Raw genomic sequence first — 17,224 nt, 5'->3', positions numbered from 1 at the left:
CGTTGGAAAGAGAGTAGAGATGACCGCGTTGGAGCCTTGCTTGCAAGGCGAAAGGCTATCCTTTTTCACAAAGCCAGCCAGGACTCGCCTTGCAAGCAAGGCTCCAACAGAAAGTGAAGATCAGTCTGAGAGTACGCGGCTCAGCCACTGCCCGATATCGCGGATCTGTTCCAGGCAGACCATGTGCTCCATGGGGTAGGTCAGGTATTCCGGCGCGAAGCCCATAGTGGTCAAGGTGTCTGCGGCGCGACGACCCAGCACTTCCGGGACCATCGGGTCCTGGCTGCCGTGGCAGATCATGACGGGCAGGGACGCATTGGCAGCAGACGGTGTGACCGGCATGGCCATATAGGTGGACAGGGTCAGCAGCCCGGCCAGCTTCTGCGGGTAGCGCAGTGCAGCCTGGTAGGCAACGGCACCGCCCTGGGAGAAACCGGCGATGACGATCCGATGGGCGGGAATGCCGCGCTGGATTTCCCGTTCGATCAGAGCGTCTACGGCATCGGCGGACGCCAACACGCCGGCCTCGTCCACCTTGCGGTCGATATCCATGGCGAGAATGTCGTACCAGGCGGGCATTACCATGCCGCCGTTAACGGTGACGGGAATGTCCGGCGCATGGGGAAAGACAAAGCGTACCGGCAATCCAGCGGGCAACTGCAACTCCGGCACGATGGGCTCGAAATCGTGGCCACTGGCCCCAAGGCCATGCAGCCAGATCACGGTAGCCGTGGCGTCGCCGGCCGGCTCGATTTCCACACACTTCAACAGTTCGCTCATGCTTTGTCCTTGTCTGGTCGGAGGGGAATTTCCCGCCCGGCGAATGAGTGGCATTGTAGGAGCTATGCTTGCATGGCGAACCCGACCGCAGGTCGGTCCGCTAGCCGGTTCGCCATGCAAGCATAGCTCCTACAATAGGCACTTGGTAACGTGGGTGTCGCCGGGGCAGCGCAACAGCCAGTGCTTAAACCCCGCCGGCCACAATTACGCGCACGGCTTCCAGCTGACAGCGGGCTTCGCCGAGTACCTTTTCCAGCGCCTCAGTTTGTGCTTCCAGCGCCTGGATCTCCTCATCGCGCACCGCCGGGTTCTTGGCCTGCAGGGCTTTCAGGCGGGCCAGTTCATGGGCCTGTTCCAGGCGCATTTTTTCCAGGGCATCGTCGATGGTGCTGCGGGCCTCTTCGGCGGCGCGGGCTTCATCGGCCTTGAGCAGTTTGTCCAGCAGCGGTTTCTGGCTGCCGACAATCTTGCGACTCAGTGGCTTGTCCATCTTGTGACATTGCTGGCTCAGGCCCTCGTGGCTGATCGCCTGGCTGATGTTCTTGCCGTTGGCATCCAGCAAGTGGCGAATCACCGTGGTGGGCAGGAAGCGGTCCGCCTGCAGGTATTTGGGGGCCACCGCATCGATGGTGTAGATGGCCTCGATCAGCAGGGTGCCAGCATTGATCTTTGGGTTTTTGAGCAGACTCACGGCAGCCTTGCCACGGTGTTCGGTAAGCAGCATGTCCAGGCTGCCGGTGACCATGGGATGCTCCCAGGTAAGGAACTGCATGTCATCCCGGGCCAGGGCGGTGGCCCGGTTGTCGGTCATGGTTACGCCTTCCTCCGGCAGCCACGGGAAGGCATCGCGCATATGCGGGCCGGGTTTGAGGATCACGGCGGTGTCGGAATGGTCTTCCTGATCCACACCGTAGCGATCGAAGACCCGCTGCATGAAGGGCAGGGGGCTGTCGTTATCGGAGTCGGCGAGGGCCTGTTTCAGTTGTTCGGCCCGATCGTTGTCGAAGGAACTCAGCTCCAGCAACCGGTCGCGGCCGGTTTCCATCAGGGTATGCAGTTCATCGGCAATGGTGCGGGTCTCCGACACCAGGGCATCAATGGCGGTGTATTCCGGGTCGCCACACAGCAGCGGTTCCAGGGCATCGCGGCTACGCAGGTAGATGTCGTGGCCGGCCGGGTTGGTGTGCTCGAAGGCATTCATGCCTTCGTGGTACCAGCGGAACAGCACTTCCTGGGCGTGGGCCTCAAAGTAGGGCACATGGATCTGGATGTCTTCAGTCTGGCCGATACGGTCCAGCCGGCCGATGCGCTGTTCCAGCAGGTCCGGATTCAGCGGCAGGTCCAGCAGCACCAGATGGTGGGCAAACTGGAAGTTCCGGCCTTCGGAGCCGATCTCGGAACAGATCAGCGCCTGGGCGCCATCCACATCATCGGCGAAGAAGGCGGCAGCCCGGTCCCGCTCGATCAGGTCCATGTCCTCATGGAACATGGCCACGTTCATGCCCAGCTTGTAGTTGCAGTGGGCATGCAGATCGGTGGCGGTATGGCGGTTGGCACAGATCACCAGCACCTTGTCTTTGCGGTGTTCCTTGAAGAACTTTTCCAGCCAACTGACCCGAGGGTCCAGGGTGCACCAGCGGTCGTCGTGGAACAGGGTTTCCGGGTGCAGATGGCCTTCCCGTTCCTCGTCGCTGTCGTACTGGTATTCCTCCGGCAGCGGTAACGGAATGCCGTGCACGTGGCGGGTCGGGAAGCCGGCAATGTTATGACGGGTGTTGCGGAACATGACCCGGCCGGGGCCCGAGCGGTCCAGCAGTTCGGCCAGAATTGCCTCACGCTGGTCTTCACTGATGGTCATGTCCGGCAGCAGGCGGGCTGCCTCGGCCTTCAGGTCAGCGGACCAGCTGTCCTCGTCATGGAGCTTGCCGGCCAGGCTGGCGATTTCCTGGTAGTGGGTCTGTTCCTCGCGGAAGGCCTCCAGGCTGGGGTAGCGATCCGGGTCCAGCAGGCGCAGCCGCGCATAGTGGCTTTCCAGGCCGAGTTGTTCCGGGGTGGCGGTGAGCAGTAGCAGGCCACGGGCCTGGCGGGCAATGGTCTCTACCCGCTGGTAATCGTCGCTGGGGGCGTCTGACGCCCATTCCAGGTGGTGGGCTTCGTCCACCACCAGCAGATCCCAGTCGGCAGCCGCCAGCTGGTCGATATCGCACTCGGCGAGAAAATCAGTGCTGCACAGGATCAGCTGTTCACTGAGAAAGGGGTTGTCCCAGGTCTGCTCTGCGGCCTCGTCGGTGTCATCTCCCCCGTCGTTTTCTGCGGCGGCTTTTTCCTCTTCGATAATCTGCGCCAGCATATCCTTGATGCTGGTTTGCGGCTGCAGCGCGTTAAGCCGCTCCGCATCGAAAATGGAAAAGTGCAGATTGAAACGACGCACCATTTCCACAAACCACTGGTGCACCAGCGGTGAAGGCACCACCACCAGTACCCGCTTGGCACGGCCGCTGAGCAATTGCTGATGGAGAATCAGACCGGCTTCGATGGTCTTGCCCAGGCCCACTTCATCGGCGAGCAGTACCCGGGGAGCGAAGCGGTTGGCCACCTGGTCGGCAATGTAGAGCTGGTGGCCGATCAGGTCGATGCGCGGGCCACGTAATCCCTTGATGGTGGACTGCTGTTGCTGGCAGTGAGCGTTCAGCGCATCCACCCGCAGTTCGAACCAGCGATTGGAGGACAACTGGTTGGACAGCAGACGATCCAGGGCGGTAGTCAGGCGCAGTTTGTGGCCCAGATGGGTTTCCGGCACCGGCTGCACGTCTTCTGGCTGGCCCAGTGGGTGAGCCATGTAGACCTTGAGGCCGTTGAGTTCGTTGACCTCGGTCACCACCAGCTCCAGCTCGTCGGCGGTGCGGATGGTATCGCCGGTGCTGAAGATGACCCGCGACAGGGGCGCGTTGTTGATGGCGTAGGTACGCTCCTCTTCTACCGCCGGGTAGCCCACGGTGACCAGTCGGTAATCCAATTCCTTGATGATGCCGAGGCCCAGTTCGGTTTCGGATTCGCTCAGCCAGCGCTGGCCGGGGGTAAAATCAGTCATTATCACTGCCGGTTGATTCTCGGGGGGCGAATTATACGGGTTTGCGCCTGCCCCTTCGATGGGGTTATTGAATCTGCTTGCGAAACCAGCGGCGGGTGGCGTCATCGGCGGGGAAAAAGTGCTCGATACACAGCTCTTCCATCACCACATCCAGAGCGGTGCCGAAACTGGCCAGGGTGGAGAAACTGCGCAGGCGTTGCCCGGCCAGGTGGATATCCAGAGCCAGCATGGGCTCGTTGCGGTCGCTCGGCGGGTCCCGGTGGAGCAGGGTCTCCACATCCGCCAGTGCTCCGAGGCGTTCCAGCAGGCGGGTCAGCGCCGGGGTCGGACGGGCTTGCTGGTCCCGATGCAGGCGCCGTAACAGAACGCTTGCCACTTCCTCCCAGTTGGCCAGGAAAGGCCGGTAACCCTGGGGGTCAAACACTAGCTCCACCACATTGGTGGTCTGCGGGAAGGGGCCACGCTCCTGCATCATCATGGCCATCAGCTGTTGCTGTGCCTGATTGGCCATCAACACATTCCACTGGGCATCCAGCACCACGGCAGGGAAAGGATTGTGATTGACCAGCATGACCTCCAGCGCCTGGCGCACCGGTGCCATGGACTCGCTGTCCAGATCGGTTTCACTGAAGGCCGGGGCATAACCGGCGGACAGCAGCAGCCGATTGGTGTCCCGGCAGCTCAACTCCAGCTCCATGGCCAGACGTTTGAGCATCTGCGAGCTGGCCTGGCTACGGCCGGTCTCGATAAAACTCAGATGTCGACTGGAAACGTCCGCACGCAGAGCCAGATCCAGTTGGCTCAGGCGCCGTGTCTTGCGCAGTTCAGCGAGTATCTGTCCGGTCTGCATGGGCTCTCCTGGAGCGGGGTTGTCCGAGTGCCGGGTAAGCATGAAAGAGCGTGGCAGGCTTCACCATTACCTCTGAGGTAATTGTTCCTCTTCCCTGATCAGGGAAATCTGAATGTACCACTTAATCAAATCGGAGGTGCATCATGCCCTGGACGTCTCTTAAATCTGCTCTGCTGTTCAATGCCCTGTGTTCTACCATTTTGGGAGTGATTCTGCTGTTTTACCCCAGTGCCGTGGCGGCGCTGATGGGTGAGTTCAATCCGCTGATCCTGATGGTACTTGGCGCCGGGCTGCTGCTGTTTGCCGCTGATGTGGCCTGGGTGGCTACCCGCAAGCCGATTTCTCGGCTCCTGGCCAAAATGATCACTACAGCGGATGCTGCCTGGGTGGTGGCCACCCCGGTGGCCATGATCGTGGCCGCTCCCTGGCTGTCCTTTTGGGGCCAGATCCTGCTGCTGGATGTGGCGTTACTGGTGGCGTTTTGTGCGCTATGCCAGCGGCGGGGCCTGCAACGTCAACAACTGGCCTGAGCGAGTGCCGGGGCCTGGCAGGGGCTCCGGTTTCTCTATCAAGGAAATGACATCTCTCGCCATGGGCTGCTGACGCGTTGAACAGGAAATTACGCTATCCTCGGTGGATCGTTATCAAGATGTGCTGTGGTCATGGGCGATATTCTGCCGTTCAAGAAACCGGAAAAGAAAACCCCGCGCAAAGGCATGTGTCAGCATGGCTTTCATAAATGGGTGGTGTGCAAGGACAAGCAGTTCGATGTGAAGCAGGGAAAGCTGGTGACGGTGTATCGCTGCGAGCGCTGCGGCAAACAGAAAGTGAAGGCCCACTAGCTGCGTGTTGAAGAGCCCGTTTCACGCTGAACATGCAACGGGCACTTCGACAGCCTGCAAGGACATTTCATGCTGAAGATGAAAACACAGTGCGAGACCTGCCAGCGTCTCTTGTCGGCCCAGGCAGAAGCCTATATCTGCTCCTACGAATGCACCTACTGCGTGGACTGTTGCACCGTCCATGCCAGCCGTTGCCCCAATTGTCAGGGGGAGCTGGTGCGTCGCCCCCGCCGTCAGGAGGCCAGCAATGAGAGCGGCTGAATCCGTCTCCCTGCCTGCCGGTGCCGGTTATAGGCTTCCCTTGCAGTGGTTTGCCGCCGAGGCTGCTGCTGCCACGGTGGTGGTGATGCCGGCGTTGGGGATGGGGGCACGGTTCTATCAGCCCCTGGCTTTGGCGATGCAGGACAAGGGCATTAATGTGGCTCTGCTGGAACAGCGCGGCCACGGCGACAGTCCATGGCGTGCATCGCGCCGTTGTGACTGGGGGTTTCGAGAGACCCTGATCAATGAAATCCCCGCCGCCCTGGAATGGCTGACGGCCACGGCGCCGCATCAACCGGTTTATCTGATGGGTCATTCCCTGGGCGGGCACTATGCCGCCATGGCGGCGGGGCTCTATCCCCAACAGGTGAATGGGGTGATTCTGGCTGCCTGCGGCAGTCCCTGGCTGGGAGGCTTCAACGGTGACACTGCACGGAAGTTAAAATGGCTCTGCAGACTGATTCCGCCGGCCTGTGCGTTGCTCGGCTATTACCCCGGAAAGCAGTTGGGTTTTGGGGACCGTGAGGCCCGGACGCTGATGACGGACTGGCTGGCCGTGGCAAAAACCAACCGCTATCAGGCCAGTGGTCTGAGCCAGGACCTGGACAGCGGCATCGCCGCCTATACCGGTCCGGTGCTCTGCCTGCGTATGCAGGACGATGTGTTCGCGCCCCGGGGTGCGGTGCATGCGGTCAGTGACAAGTTCATACAGGCCGAAGTAGAGCATCGGGTGTTAAATGCCCAGGTGCTGGGCGACAAGGCGGACCATTTTCGTTGGGCGCGCACGCCTGCGACGGTCTCTGAAACGATCCAGGGCTGGCTGGAACGGGTGCTGTCTCAGTGACAGCACCCGTCACAGGCTTCAATCCAGCACCATGATGGCCTGCCCCGCATTGATCTGCTGACCTTCCTGTCGCGAGAGGGCGACTACCTTGCCGGTTGCCGGGGCGTAGATTTCGATTTCCATTTTCATGGATTCCAGTACGGCTACCACGTCGCCTTCGTTCACGGTGTCCCCTTCGCTCACGTTCAGTTTCCAGATGTTGCCGGCCACCGGGGACTCCACCGGGGTGCCGGCCACCTCTTCGGTGACGTTGTCTGCATCCAGATCCTGTGCGGACTGGAAGTGGATCTGGCCGCTCTCCACCCAGCGTTGCAGTTCTTCATCAAAGGCCCGGTTACGTGCTTCGGTGAATTGGGTAATGTCCTGCTGGTTGTCATCCAGAAAACGCTGATACTCGCTCAACTTGAAGGTGGTTTCTTCCACTTTGATGGGATAGTCCCCTTTGGGGAAATCCCGGCGGATCTGGTTGAGTTCTTCGTGGCTGACTTCATAGAAGCGAATCTGGTCGAAGAAGCGCAGCAGCCAGGGTTTGTCGAAGGCTCCGGTTTTTCGGTAACGGTTCCACATCTGCAGGGTGCGGCCCACGAACTGGTACCCCCCGGGACCTTCCATGCCGTACACGCACAGGTAGGCGCCGCCAATGCCCACGGAGTTTTCCGCGGTCCAGGTGCGGGCCGGATTGTACTTGGTGGTGACAAGACGGTGACGCGGATCGTAGGGCGTGGCCACCGGCGCACCCAGATACACATCGCCCAGCCCCATGACCACATAGCTGGCGCTGAAAAGGATCTCTTTTACCTCATCGATGCTGTCCAGGCCGTTGATGCGGCGAATGAATTCCAGGTTGGAGGGGCACCAGGGGGCATCCTTGCGCACTGACTGCATGTATTTCTCGATGGCCTGGTGGCAGGCCTGGTCATCCCAGCTCAGCGGGATATGCACGATCCGGGAGGGCACCTCCAGATCATCCTGTTGTTGCAGGGCCCGTTCGGCTTCGACCAGTGTTTTCAGCAGGGTGTGACGGGGCAAGCGTTGCGGATCGAAATGCACCTGCAGGGAACGGATGCCCGGGGTCAGCTCAATCACGCCGTCGAGGTTCTGTTCTTCCAGCCACAACATCAACGCGTCAGCCCGGAAGCGCAAACGCAAGTCCAGCACCAGCGGGCCGTATTCCACCAGCAGGTAGCGATCACCGGCGGCGCGGTAGACCACATCCACGCCCACTTCCTGTTCTGACAATGTATCGAGAATCGGCGTGGTGATGGGCGCACTTTCTACCTGTTTGTTCGGCTCACTGAGTGAAGACAGACAGGCGTCCTGTTCAGCCGCCAGGGCGTCCGCATCCGCCAGGCTGATGGCCTGGAAGCGCAGGGTGTCGCCGGCCTTCAGCTGACCCAGCTTCCAGCGGTCGGCCATGACCACCGTGGCGGGGCAGACAAAGCCCCCCAGTGACGGTCCGTCCGGGCCCAGGATCACCGGCATGTCACCGGTGAAATCCACCGTACCCACGGCGTAGGCGTTGTCATGAATATTGGACGGGTGCATGCCTGCTTCACCACCGTCACTGCGGGCCCATTCGGGTTTTGGGCCCACCAGACGAATACCGGTACGGCTGGAGTTGTAGTGCACCTGCCAGTCGGTGGCGAAGAACATGGCCATGTCGTCGTCGGTGAAAAAATCCGGCGCGCCATGGGGGCCGTAGATCACCCGCAGGGTCCACTGTTTGCCCAGCCTGGGTTTGAGACTTTCCGGGATCGTCACCTTGCTGGCGGCGCCGCTATCTTCAGAAAAGTGCAGCACATCGCCGGTGCGCAGTGCACGACCGCCGTGGCCGCCAAACTGGCCCAGGGTAAAGGTGCTGCGTGAGTCCAGGTACGGAGTGCACTGGATGCCACCGGCGATGGACAGATAGGCCCGGGCGCCTTCGCCGCTGACCTTGCCCAGTTTCAGTACCTGGCCAGGTTTTACGGTAATGGCCTGGTAAGTTTTCAGCGACATGCCATCCAGGGTGGCCTGCATGTCCGCACCGGTGAGGGCAATACGGGTGGCCTGATTGAATTTCAGGGTCGGGCCGTTAAGGGTGAATTCCAGTCCGGCGGCATCTTCATCATTGCCCAGCAGACGATTACCGAGACGGAAGCTGAAGCTGTCGAAGGGGCCGGACGGCGGCACGCCCACCGGCCAGTAGCCGCTGCGACCCGGGTAGTCCTGCACCGTGGTCATGGTGCCGCCGGCCAGTACATCCAGGGTAAAGGGGGCGTAGCTGAAAGCATTCAGGTAGCGGGTGGTCATGCGGCCTTCTGCGAACACCGGGTCGGCGAGGATGGCGCGGACATAGTCCCGGTTGGTTTCGATGCCTTCCAGGGTGATGCTGTCCAGCGTGTCGCTGAGTGCGGCCAGGGCGCTGTCACGATCCCCTTCGTGGATGATCACCTTGGCCAGCATGGGATCGAACAGGGGAGAGATGGTGAGGCCGGCTTCCACCCAGTGATCGATACGCAGTGCATTGCCATCCGCCTGCGTAAACTCCACGGCAGTGAGCAGGCCGGCGCTGGGCTGGAAATCCTTGTTGGGATCTTCCGCATACACCCGTGCCTGAATCGAGTGGCCGTCAGGATGAAAGGGGCCGAGGGAATCCAGTGGTGGCAGATCACCGGCGGCCAGCTTGACCATCCATTCCACCAGATCCACGCCGAAGACCTGTTCGGTGACACCGTGTTCCACCTGCAGGCGGGTGTTTACTTCCAGAAAATAAAACGCGTTGGAATCCTGGTCGAGAATGAATTCCACGGTGCCGGCATTGCGGTACTGCACCGCTTCCATCAGGGCCCGGGCGGTGCCCTGCAGTTGGATGCGGACCTCGTTGGGGAGGTTCGGTGCCGGGGTTTCTTCCAGCACTTTCTGATGGCGGCGCTGGGCGGAGCAGTCGCGCTCGCCCAGGGTGATGGCCCGGCCCTTGCCATCGCCGAACACTTGCACTTCGATATGGCGGGCGCGGGCGATGTATTTTTCGATAAAGACGCCGTCATTGGAAAAGTTGTTGGCACTGAGACGGCGCACGCTATCCCAGGCCTTGTCGAGACTGTCGGCGTTTTCGCAGATCTGCATACCGATACCGCCACCGCCGGCGGTGCTTTTCAACATCACCGGATAGCCAATCTCTTCAGCCGCTTTCAGGGCCGCATTCTTGTCGGTAAGCAGATCGGTGCCGGGCAGCAGGGGCACACCGGTTTTTTGTGCCAGTGTCCGGGCGGTGTGCTTGAGGCCAAAGGTATCCATCTGCTCCGGCGTGGGGCCGATAAAGGCAATGCCACGGGCCTCACAACCTTTCACAAAATCCGGGTTTTCACTGAGGAAACCATAGCCGGGGTGGACGGCATCCACGCCGTGCTGTTCCATCAGCGCAAACAGTTTGTCCTGGTTCAGGTAGGTCTCGCGGGCGCTTCCCTCGCCAAGACAGTAAGCCTCATCGGCCTGGCTCACATGCAGGGAATCCCGATCCGCTTCGGCAAAGACGGCAACGGCTTTCACGCCGAGGGTCTTGAGAGTGCGGGTGACACGGGTGGCGATGGCGCCGCGGTTGGCAATCAGAACCTTGTTGAACATGGCATTGTCTCTTCGACAGGCGACGGGTCGTCCCGTCGATTCACACCTTGGCCGCCGAGGTCGTCCCCGGGGAAATTGATCGGTACTCAGTCGTTCCAGATCAGGACTTCAATGGGTGTCGGGTTATAGCCGTTGCAGGGGTTGTTCAGCTGCGGGCAGTTGGAAATCAGGATCACCGTATCCATACGGGCGGTCAGTTCCACATACTTGCCCGGTGCAGAAATGCCGTCTTCAAAGGTGAGTCCTCCGTCGGCAGTCACCGGCACATTCATGAAGAAATTGATGTTGTGGGTGATGTCCTGCTTGGCCAGATGGAATTCCGGGTGTTCGTTCACGGCCAGCATCCAGCTGTCGCGACAGGCATGCATGCAGCGCTTTTCCAGGTCGTAACGGACAGTGTTGCTTTCCGTGGCACAGGCTCCGCCCAGGGTGTCATGACGACCGCAGGTGTCGGCGACAATCTCCAACAGCGGATTCATGCGGTTGCTCATTAGTGTAGTGCCGGCGGTGAGGTACACATTGCCCTGTTCACGGATGGTGTCCATGGCGCTGTACCGCTCGGCGGGATCCTCGGCGCTGTAGAACAGGGTGTCGGCGGCCTGGTTACCTTCCAGGTCCAGCAGACGCACGGTCTGATCCTTCTTGATGGTGCGGATAAAATAATCACCGGCAGCCACCACTTCACGGAAGCAGGCCTGTTCCGGTTGTCGTGTGCTTTCCTTGATCATGGTCAGATCCTTATAAACCCAGATGATAGAGGCGGTTGTTTTCAAAGGCGCGACCGTTTTCCGGACGGAAGTTCTTGCAATAGTCATCGTCAGCAACCGGATCGGCTTTCCGCATCTCAATCTGTACCGGTTTCATCGGGTATTCCTCTGACGGATTCAGCGGATGTGGACAGGTGTGGAGAATCACCAGGGTGTCCATCTCAAAGCGAAGAGTGATGCTGGCGCCGGGCGTTGCCGCAGATGCATCGAACACCAGGTTGCCGTCGTCATCGGTGGTCACTCTGGAGAACAGGTTCAGGTTGGCGGCCATGTCCCGTTCGGTGAGGCCGTATTTGGCCAGCTCGGTAAGAAAGCTGTGCTCGCCGCTCAGCGTCCACTGGTTGTGGCAATCCTGGTAGGAACGCACCGAATATTTTTCCTTCAGGGTTTTCTCGCTGAGGGTGCCGCATACGGTGTCATGCCAACCAAAATCGTCTTCCACGATAGAGGCGAACACCCGGCCCATGTCCGAGTACAGGCAGTTGCCTTTGCTCAGCTTGAAGGTGTGCTGGCCCTTGAGACTGTCCGGGGCGTTATAGCGTTCCAGCAGCATTTCCGGGTTGTACATCAGCACCGACAGGTTGGCGCCGCCTTCCTGGTCGGTAAAGCGCAGCTGCATGCCGCGTCGTACCCGCAGCGACCAGTGGGCGCTGCCAGGCAGGAGGGTGGTGTAAAGGCTTTCGTTCATGGCCAAGTCCTAGTTGTCACAGGATGTTGTTAAGAGCGCGGCTGGTCTCGCCCACGTTCTGGTTGATATTGCTCAGGGTGCCGCTGGCGCAGTCCCCTACCGGCAGGTCATAGGTAACCTTGGCGCCATAGGCATTCGGTGCCTGCGGGTCCAGCCGGGGCTTGTCAAACACCCACAGGCGAGTGCCAAGGTAGAACCCCTCGGTGATATCGTGGGTGATCATGAATACGGTCAGGTTCTGCTCTTTCCACAGGCTCAGCACCAGTTTGTGCATGTCCGCCCGAATACCCGGATCCAGGGCACCGAAGGGTTCATCCAGTAGAAGGATACGGGGACGTTTGATCAGTGCCTGGGCCAGCGCCAGGCGTTGCTGCATGCCGCCGGACAATTCATGGGGATACTTATCGGCAGCGTGATCCAGCCCCACGGATTCCAGCATTTGCAGTGCGGCCTGGCGGAGCTGTTTGCGTTTCTTGCCCATGCTGATGCCCAGCCAGCGGCTGGCTTGCAGTTCGCCACCCAGCATCACGTTTTCCAGTGCGGTCAGGTGGTTGAGCACCGAGTAGCGCTGAAACACGATGCCGCGGCTTTCATCCGGCTCGCTGGGCAGGGGCTTTCCATCCAGCAACAGCTCACCGCGGCTGGGCGACTCGGTGCCCAGCAGCATTTTCAGGAAGGTGGTCTTGCCGCACCCGGAGGCGCCGACAACGGTGACGAATTCGCCTTCCCGCACAGTGGCATTGAGCCGTTCCAGCACCACCTGATCGCCATACTCCTTCCACAGGTTTTTCATTTCGATAATGGCCATGGTCAGTGTCCTTGCTGATGGAACCAGGGGTAGCGCCATTGCGAATAGCGACGCAGCAGGAAGTCGATGGCAAACGCCAGCAGGGTGATCCACACCACATAGGGCAGAATCACATCCATGGCCAGATAGCGCCGCACCAGGAAGATGCGATAACCCAGCCCTTCGGTGGCGGCGATAGCCTCGGCGGCGATCAGGAACAGCCAGGCCGGGCCCAGCGACAGCCGTACGGCACCGATCAACCGTGGCATCAGCTGGGGCCAGACCAGCCGGGTGATGATCTGCCAGGTATTGGCGCCCAGGGTTTGTAACTTGATGATCTGCTCGTTGGGGATTTCCAGGGCACGCTGTTGCAGATCACGAATCAGAAACGGGGTAATACCGATGATGATGAGCATCACCTTGGCCAATTCCCCCAGGCCAAAAATAATGAACAGCACCGGCAGGATCGCCATGGGTGGCACCAATGACAAACCGGTAACCAGGGGGGACAGAGTGGAGCGGATATAGGGAATGGTGCCATTGCCGATCCCCACCACCAGGGCAATCAGGGCACTGATGGCCACGCCGATGCCCAGCCGTTGCAGGCTTGCCAGGGTGTCGTTAAGCAACAGATAGTCGCCGCTGCGTTTGCTGGGTTCGAATGCCATGCGCTGGATGGCATCCACAAAACTGCCCAGCGCCGGCAGCAATTTGTCGTTGGGGTTTGCCGTCAGACGCGCATCGGAGGCCACCATATAGACAATCAGCAACAGCACGAAAGGCAGCAGACCCAATGCCCAGGTGCCCACGCGTCCCGGTTGACGGTTGATCAGTTTTTTCATGGCAATTCCCGGTAATGGTTGAAGCGTCAGACGCCTTGATCCGGCGTCTGACGGTTTTTCTCTACAGCGTTCCTTCCGCTGCCATTGCCATGTAATCCGGGATAAAGCGCAGCTTCACATTGCTGTCGCTGCCGTAGATGCCTGCGGGCGTTTCAATGCCCACAAAGCCGGCGTCAGGGGCGCCTTCGCCCAGTAGCCCATGCTGGAAGGAAAATTCCGCCACTTTCTGCATGGTGTCTTTCAGCTCCGGGCTGTTGACGAAGGCCACGGCCTCGGCGGGCTGATAGAACATGCGGGTGGATTCCAGTTGCGCTTCATAGCCGGCCAGGTCAGTGCCGGAGGCGTTGGCCATGAAGGTCCGGGCGGCCTTGCCGGCCTCATCATCGGCGGACATGGTGGCCATGATTTCGTACCAGGCGCCGGTGAGTGCCTTGCCGAATTCCGGGTTGGCTTTCAGGGTGTCGGTGTTGACCACCATCAGGTCGATGATTTCACCGGGGATCTGCGCCGAGTCGAACACCTTGTGGCTGTCCGGCATGGCGGTGATTTCGCTGAGCAACGGGTTCCAGGTGGCCACGGCAGTGACACCTTTGGTGGTGAAGGCGGAAACCAGATCCGCATCCGAGGTATTCACCACGGTCAGGTCGCGCTCAGTCAGCCCCACGGTTTCCAGTGCCCGCGCCAGCAGGTAGTGGGAAACGGACAGTTCCACCAGGTTTACCTGCTGCCCCTTGATGTCGGCCAGCTTGTCGGTGCCTTTAAGGACCACGCCGTCGTTACCGTTGGAGAAGTCACCCACGATCAGGGCGGTGGAATCCACGCCGCCGGCGGCGGGAATGGTCAGCGCGTCCATGTTGGTCATGGCGCAGCCGTCATAGGCGCCGGCGGTGTACTGGTTGATGGATTCCACATAGTCATTGATCTGCACCACGTCGATCTCGATGTCGTACTTGTCGGCCCATTTGTCGACGATCTTCTGTTGGGCGCCATAATCCCAGGGCATCCAGCCCACATAGATGGACCAGCAGATGCTGAAGGAGTCTTTGGCCAGTGCGGTCACCGGCATGAGGGAAGTGAACAGGGCAATTGCTGCAACGGCAGCGGTCTTGCGTACGGAAAGGGTCATCTCGGACCTCCTTGGCTACGGACGATGAGGAATCCAATGACAACGTGGTCATCGTGTCCTCCCGGGCTTTTGTCCCGCCGTGTAACCTTCAGCCGTGAATCATGCCAACGACTGCAAGAAGGTCGACTGCTCTCGGACCAGGCATCGGCTGCGCGCTGTCTGTCGGCGCAGGCGACCGGAACCCTAGCGGTCTATTGGTTCAAATTGTGTTGAGTTGGAAGCCTCTGAATGACTGGGCATGCAAGGAGTCATTGAGAAGCTTCCTAATGGCAACGTGGCCATTCGATTCCTCTCTTTGAAACGAAGCAAAGGGGATGCCAAGTGGCGATAGTAAGAAAAATCAGTAGGTTGGCGCAGAGGGAAAACGAATCGGGAAGAAAGGTGGGCAGTGACGGGGCATTGCCAGCAGCAATGCCCCCAACTGGTGCGGTTATTCCGCGTGCGGTTGATGTTCGATGAAATCCACCAGCGCCTGCCAGCTCACCTGGTCCGCATGGGCATCGTAGCCCACCGGCATGTCAAAGCGTTCCGCCACCGCATCCGCCTTCGGATTGGTGAAACTGTGTTTGACGCCGGGGAAGCTGAGCAGCTGGAAATCGGCACCGGCCTCGGTCATTTCCTTGACGAAGCCGGTGACCTGTTCGGCAGGAACCATCGGGTCGGCCTGGCCGGTCGCCGCCAGAATACGCGCCTTGATGTCACCTGACTGGGCGGGTGTGTCGGTACCCAGGGTGCCATGGAAGCTGGCTACACCGGCCAGATCGGTCCCCATGCGGGCCTGGTTCAGGACCACGCCACCGCCGAAGCAATAGCCGATGGCGAACAGGCGACCGGCTTCTACCTGTTGCTGTTTCAGCATCATCCTGCGGGCGGCTTCGAAACGGGCATTCATCTTCTCCGGCTCGGCCATGGCAGATTTCATGAAGGCTTCCGCATCCTTCGGGTGAGTGGCGACCTTGCCGGTGCCATACATGTCCACCGCCAGGGCAGTATAACCGGCCCGGGCCAGCATACGGGCACGGTCGCGGGCATAGTCATTCAGTCCCCACCATTCGTGGATCACGATCACCCCCGGGCCGGGTTTTTTCTGTTTGTCATTCAGGTACATGATGCCGGTGCCGAGATCGTCGGGCAGGGTGACACGGGTTTCAATGATGTCGCTGAATACGGTTTGACTCATCATAAACAGGGATACCATCAGCAGCAGTCGTTTCATTGCAGGTCCATCGTGGTAGTGGGTTGGGGCGCCTCTCGATCACCGATTGCGAAGGCGGGCTTGCAGGATATTCGGAGACTTCCTAGTCGTGCCATACCCAGCGTAGCGGTTCACCGAAATCGTCGTAGATCAGCTTGCGGCTGGGGCGTGGGGTCAGCCGTTGGCGGCGAGGTTTGTGCTTGCGCGCATCAATAGCCGCGGCCACCTGGCTCAGGTCCGTGCGTTCGGGCTGTCGTGGGCCGTTGAACAGGACAGTCTGGTGTCCCTTGCCGTGGACAGGATCCGTGCCACTCACGCCACGGGGGATCTCCTTGATCTTTCCGCCCTTGGACAGATAGCGCTCCATGTCGCGCTCAAGCTGGTGGCGTTGCTGTTCTTTGCTGCTGCGAACCTTCACAGGACTCACCGCCGGATAATAATGGGTGACCATTCACAATATCAGCCTCTGGGGGAGGCATCTACCTCCTGACCGGGCTCACTGTGCCAGCGCATCGCGGATGGCCGCTTCCAGCTCTCCCCCTCGCGGCTCGGCGGAGGCCGGGAAATGGCGGATATCCTTACCGTCCGCGGAGATCAGGTACTTGTTGAAGTTCCAGCCCGGTGCCTGGGTGGCGGCGCCCAGGGCCTGGAATACCGGGTTGGCGCTGTCGCCTTTCACCGCGCTGGTGGCTGCCATGGGGAAGGTGACGCCGTAATTCACATAGCAGACTTCCGCTGTATCGGACTCGCTGTCCAATTCCTGACGAAAATCATCCGACGGGAAACCCAGGACGATCAGCCCCTGTTCCCGGTAAGTCTGGTACAGCGCCTCAAGATCCTTGAACTGGGGGGTGTAACCGCACTGGCTGGCGGTGTTGACCACCAGTGTCAGCTTGTTGCGGGTCAGCGCGCACAAATCCAGTGTCTGCTGGGAGTGCAGCTTTCTGACGGTGGTGTCCAGGGCGTCGGCACACTCATCCGCCGCTTGCGCCGCAGGGGTCAGTAACAAGACAAAAAGAAAGCCCAGGTAACGCACCATGATGATCACTCCATGAAATTGCCTGCACAGGATTCATGAAAGCTGATCAAGATGGCGCGAAGAGAGTCAGATTATCGGGCAACCAGTGCCGGAGTCTCGAAATGCACCTGTTTCAGGCCATGGCGCATAAAGGTACGGATATTGGCGTGGTCGCTGCCTTCCGGGTTCCCCAGCACATCGTGGCGGAAGAAATGCCCGAAGCAGGCGAGCGTCTGCTCATCGGACAGGTTATTGAGCTTGGCGAACGCGAAAATCTTGCAGGATCCCTCATTGGTGCCGGCTTCATTCACCACCTGGTCGTCACCACTGCCATTGGTAAAGCGGGCAGGGGTGTAGTCATAGTGCTCGGCGATGACCTCTTGAACCTGCTCGAAGGCAACGGCATCGGGAACCAGTTTCAGAGCAAACAGCAGGGTTTGAAGGGAATTGCTCATGGGGAGTCCTGTTCCTGTCAGAGAAAGGCGCAAAGGGTAGCGGCATCAACGGAACAGGGGAAGGGGGGAGAC

General features: G+C 60.0%; 17 protein-coding genes and 1 riboswitch. Of the genes, 4 read left to right on the top strand and 13 right to left on the bottom strand.

The window, feature by feature from the left end; translation table 11 throughout:
- Positions 1-120: 120 nt before the first annotated feature.
- The 3 genes from A3714_RS04865 to A3714_RS04855 all read right to left on the bottom strand — a co-directional run bounded on the left by A3714_RS04865 (position 121) and on the right by A3714_RS04855 (position 4,721).
- Positions 121-780 carry an alpha/beta hydrolase gene (locus A3714_RS04865; RefSeq protein WP_063508473.1) on the bottom strand — a complete coding sequence of 220 codons (660 nt, stop codon included), beginning with the start codon at positions 778-780 and terminating at the stop codon, positions 121-123.
- Between the two features lie 184 nt (positions 781-964).
- A complete protein-coding gene (gene rapA / locus A3714_RS04860) occupies positions 965-3,871 on the bottom strand; it encodes an RNA polymerase-associated protein RapA (RefSeq protein WP_063508472.1) in 2,907 nt (968 codons plus the stop codon).
- Positions 3,872-3,935: 64 nt separating this feature from the next.
- Entirely contained in the window at positions 3,936-4,721 is a 786-nt protein-coding gene (locus A3714_RS04855; protein ID WP_063508471.1) for a helix-turn-helix domain-containing protein, read from the bottom strand.
- A gap of 143 nt (positions 4,722-4,864) precedes the next feature.
- On the opposite strand from A3714_RS04855, the gene A3714_RS04850 reads away from it, so the two are divergent.
- The 4 genes from A3714_RS04850 (at position 4,865) to A3714_RS04835 (ending at position 6,668) form a co-directional block, all read left to right on the top strand.
- Positions 4,865-5,251, top strand: coding sequence for a hypothetical protein (locus tag A3714_RS04850; protein WP_063508470.1), 387 nt, complete (start codon positions 4,865-4,867; stop codon positions 5,249-5,251).
- A gap of 132 nt (positions 5,252-5,383) precedes the next feature.
- Positions 5,384-5,563 carry a hypothetical protein gene (locus A3714_RS04845; protein ID WP_063508469.1) on the top strand — a complete coding sequence of 60 codons (180 nt, stop codon included), beginning with the start codon at positions 5,384-5,386 and terminating at the stop codon, positions 5,561-5,563.
- Positions 5,564-5,632: 69 nt separating this feature from the next.
- Positions 5,633-5,824, top strand: a complete 192-nt coding sequence (locus tag A3714_RS04840) for a DUF1272 domain-containing protein (RefSeq protein ID WP_063508468.1) — start codon at positions 5,633-5,635, stop codon at positions 5,822-5,824.
- Complete coding sequence (locus A3714_RS04835; RefSeq protein WP_063508467.1) at positions 5,811-6,668, top strand: alpha/beta fold hydrolase; 858 nt, start codon at positions 5,811-5,813, stop codon at positions 6,666-6,668. The genes A3714_RS04840 and A3714_RS04835 overlap by 14 nt, the downstream gene beginning before the upstream one ends.
- Before the next feature lie 18 nt (positions 6,669-6,686).
- Here A3714_RS04835 and uca read toward each other — a convergent pair whose 3' ends face one another.
- The 10 genes from uca to A3714_RS04785 all read right to left on the bottom strand — a co-directional run bounded on the left by uca (position 6,687) and on the right by A3714_RS04785 (position 17,152).
- On the bottom strand, positions 6,687-10,274 hold the full coding sequence (gene uca, locus A3714_RS04830) for an urea carboxylase (RefSeq protein WP_063508466.1): 3,588 nt from the start codon (positions 10,272-10,274) through the stop codon (positions 6,687-6,689).
- Between the two features lie 86 nt (positions 10,275-10,360).
- Positions 10,361-11,002 (bottom strand): urea amidolyase associated protein UAAP2, encoded by a 642-nt coding sequence (locus A3714_RS04825; RefSeq protein ID WP_063508465.1) that lies wholly within the window; start codon positions 11,000-11,002, stop codon positions 10,361-10,363.
- A gap of 10 nt (positions 11,003-11,012) precedes the next feature.
- Complete coding sequence (locus tag A3714_RS04820) at positions 11,013-11,729, bottom strand: urea amidolyase associated protein UAAP1 (protein WP_063508464.1); 717 nt, start codon at positions 11,727-11,729, stop codon at positions 11,013-11,015.
- Positions 11,730-11,745: 16 nt separating this feature from the next.
- Complete coding sequence (locus tag A3714_RS04815; protein ID WP_063508463.1) at positions 11,746-12,537, bottom strand: ABC transporter ATP-binding protein; 792 nt, start codon at positions 12,535-12,537, stop codon at positions 11,746-11,748.
- Positions 12,538-12,539: 2 nt separating this feature from the next.
- The gene (locus A3714_RS04810) at positions 12,540-13,358 is read right to left on the bottom strand and encodes an ABC transporter permease (protein ID WP_063508462.1); all 819 of its coding nucleotides are present in this window, start codon (positions 13,356-13,358) and stop codon (positions 12,540-12,542) included.
- A gap of 61 nt (positions 13,359-13,419) precedes the next feature.
- Positions 13,420-14,484, bottom strand: coding sequence for a putative urea ABC transporter substrate-binding protein (locus tag A3714_RS04805; protein WP_063508461.1), 1,065 nt, complete (start codon positions 14,482-14,484; stop codon positions 13,420-13,422).
- Positions 14,485-14,540: 56 nt separating this feature from the next.
- Positions 14,541-14,682: riboswitch (guanidine-I (ykkC/yxkD leader) on the bottom strand.
- Between the two features lie 232 nt (positions 14,683-14,914).
- On the bottom strand, positions 14,915-15,700 hold the full coding sequence (locus A3714_RS04800) for a dienelactone hydrolase family protein (protein ID WP_063508460.1): 786 nt from the start codon (positions 15,698-15,700) through the stop codon (positions 14,915-14,917).
- 82 nt (positions 15,701-15,782) lie between these two features.
- Complete coding sequence (locus A3714_RS04795) at positions 15,783-16,097, bottom strand: hypothetical protein (protein ID WP_062817484.1); 315 nt, start codon at positions 16,095-16,097, stop codon at positions 15,783-15,785.
- A 78-nt stretch (positions 16,098-16,175) separates the two neighbouring features.
- On the bottom strand, positions 16,176-16,718 hold the full coding sequence (locus tag A3714_RS04790) for a glutathione peroxidase (RefSeq protein ID WP_103917608.1): 543 nt from the start codon (positions 16,716-16,718) through the stop codon (positions 16,176-16,178).
- Between the two features lie 71 nt (positions 16,719-16,789).
- Positions 16,790-17,152, bottom strand: coding sequence for a HopJ type III effector protein (locus tag A3714_RS04785; protein ID WP_062817409.1), 363 nt, complete (start codon positions 17,150-17,152; stop codon positions 16,790-16,792).
- Between the last annotated feature and the right edge of the window lie 72 nt (positions 17,153-17,224).

Origin of the sequence: Alcanivorax sp. HI0007 (assembly GCF_001635525.1) — a bacterium.
GTDB lineage: Bacteria > Pseudomonadota > Gammaproteobacteria > Pseudomonadales > Alcanivoracaceae > Alcanivorax.
The sequence above is the reverse complement of the archived record's forward strand: the minus strand, read 5'-3'. Positions and strand labels throughout refer to the sequence as shown.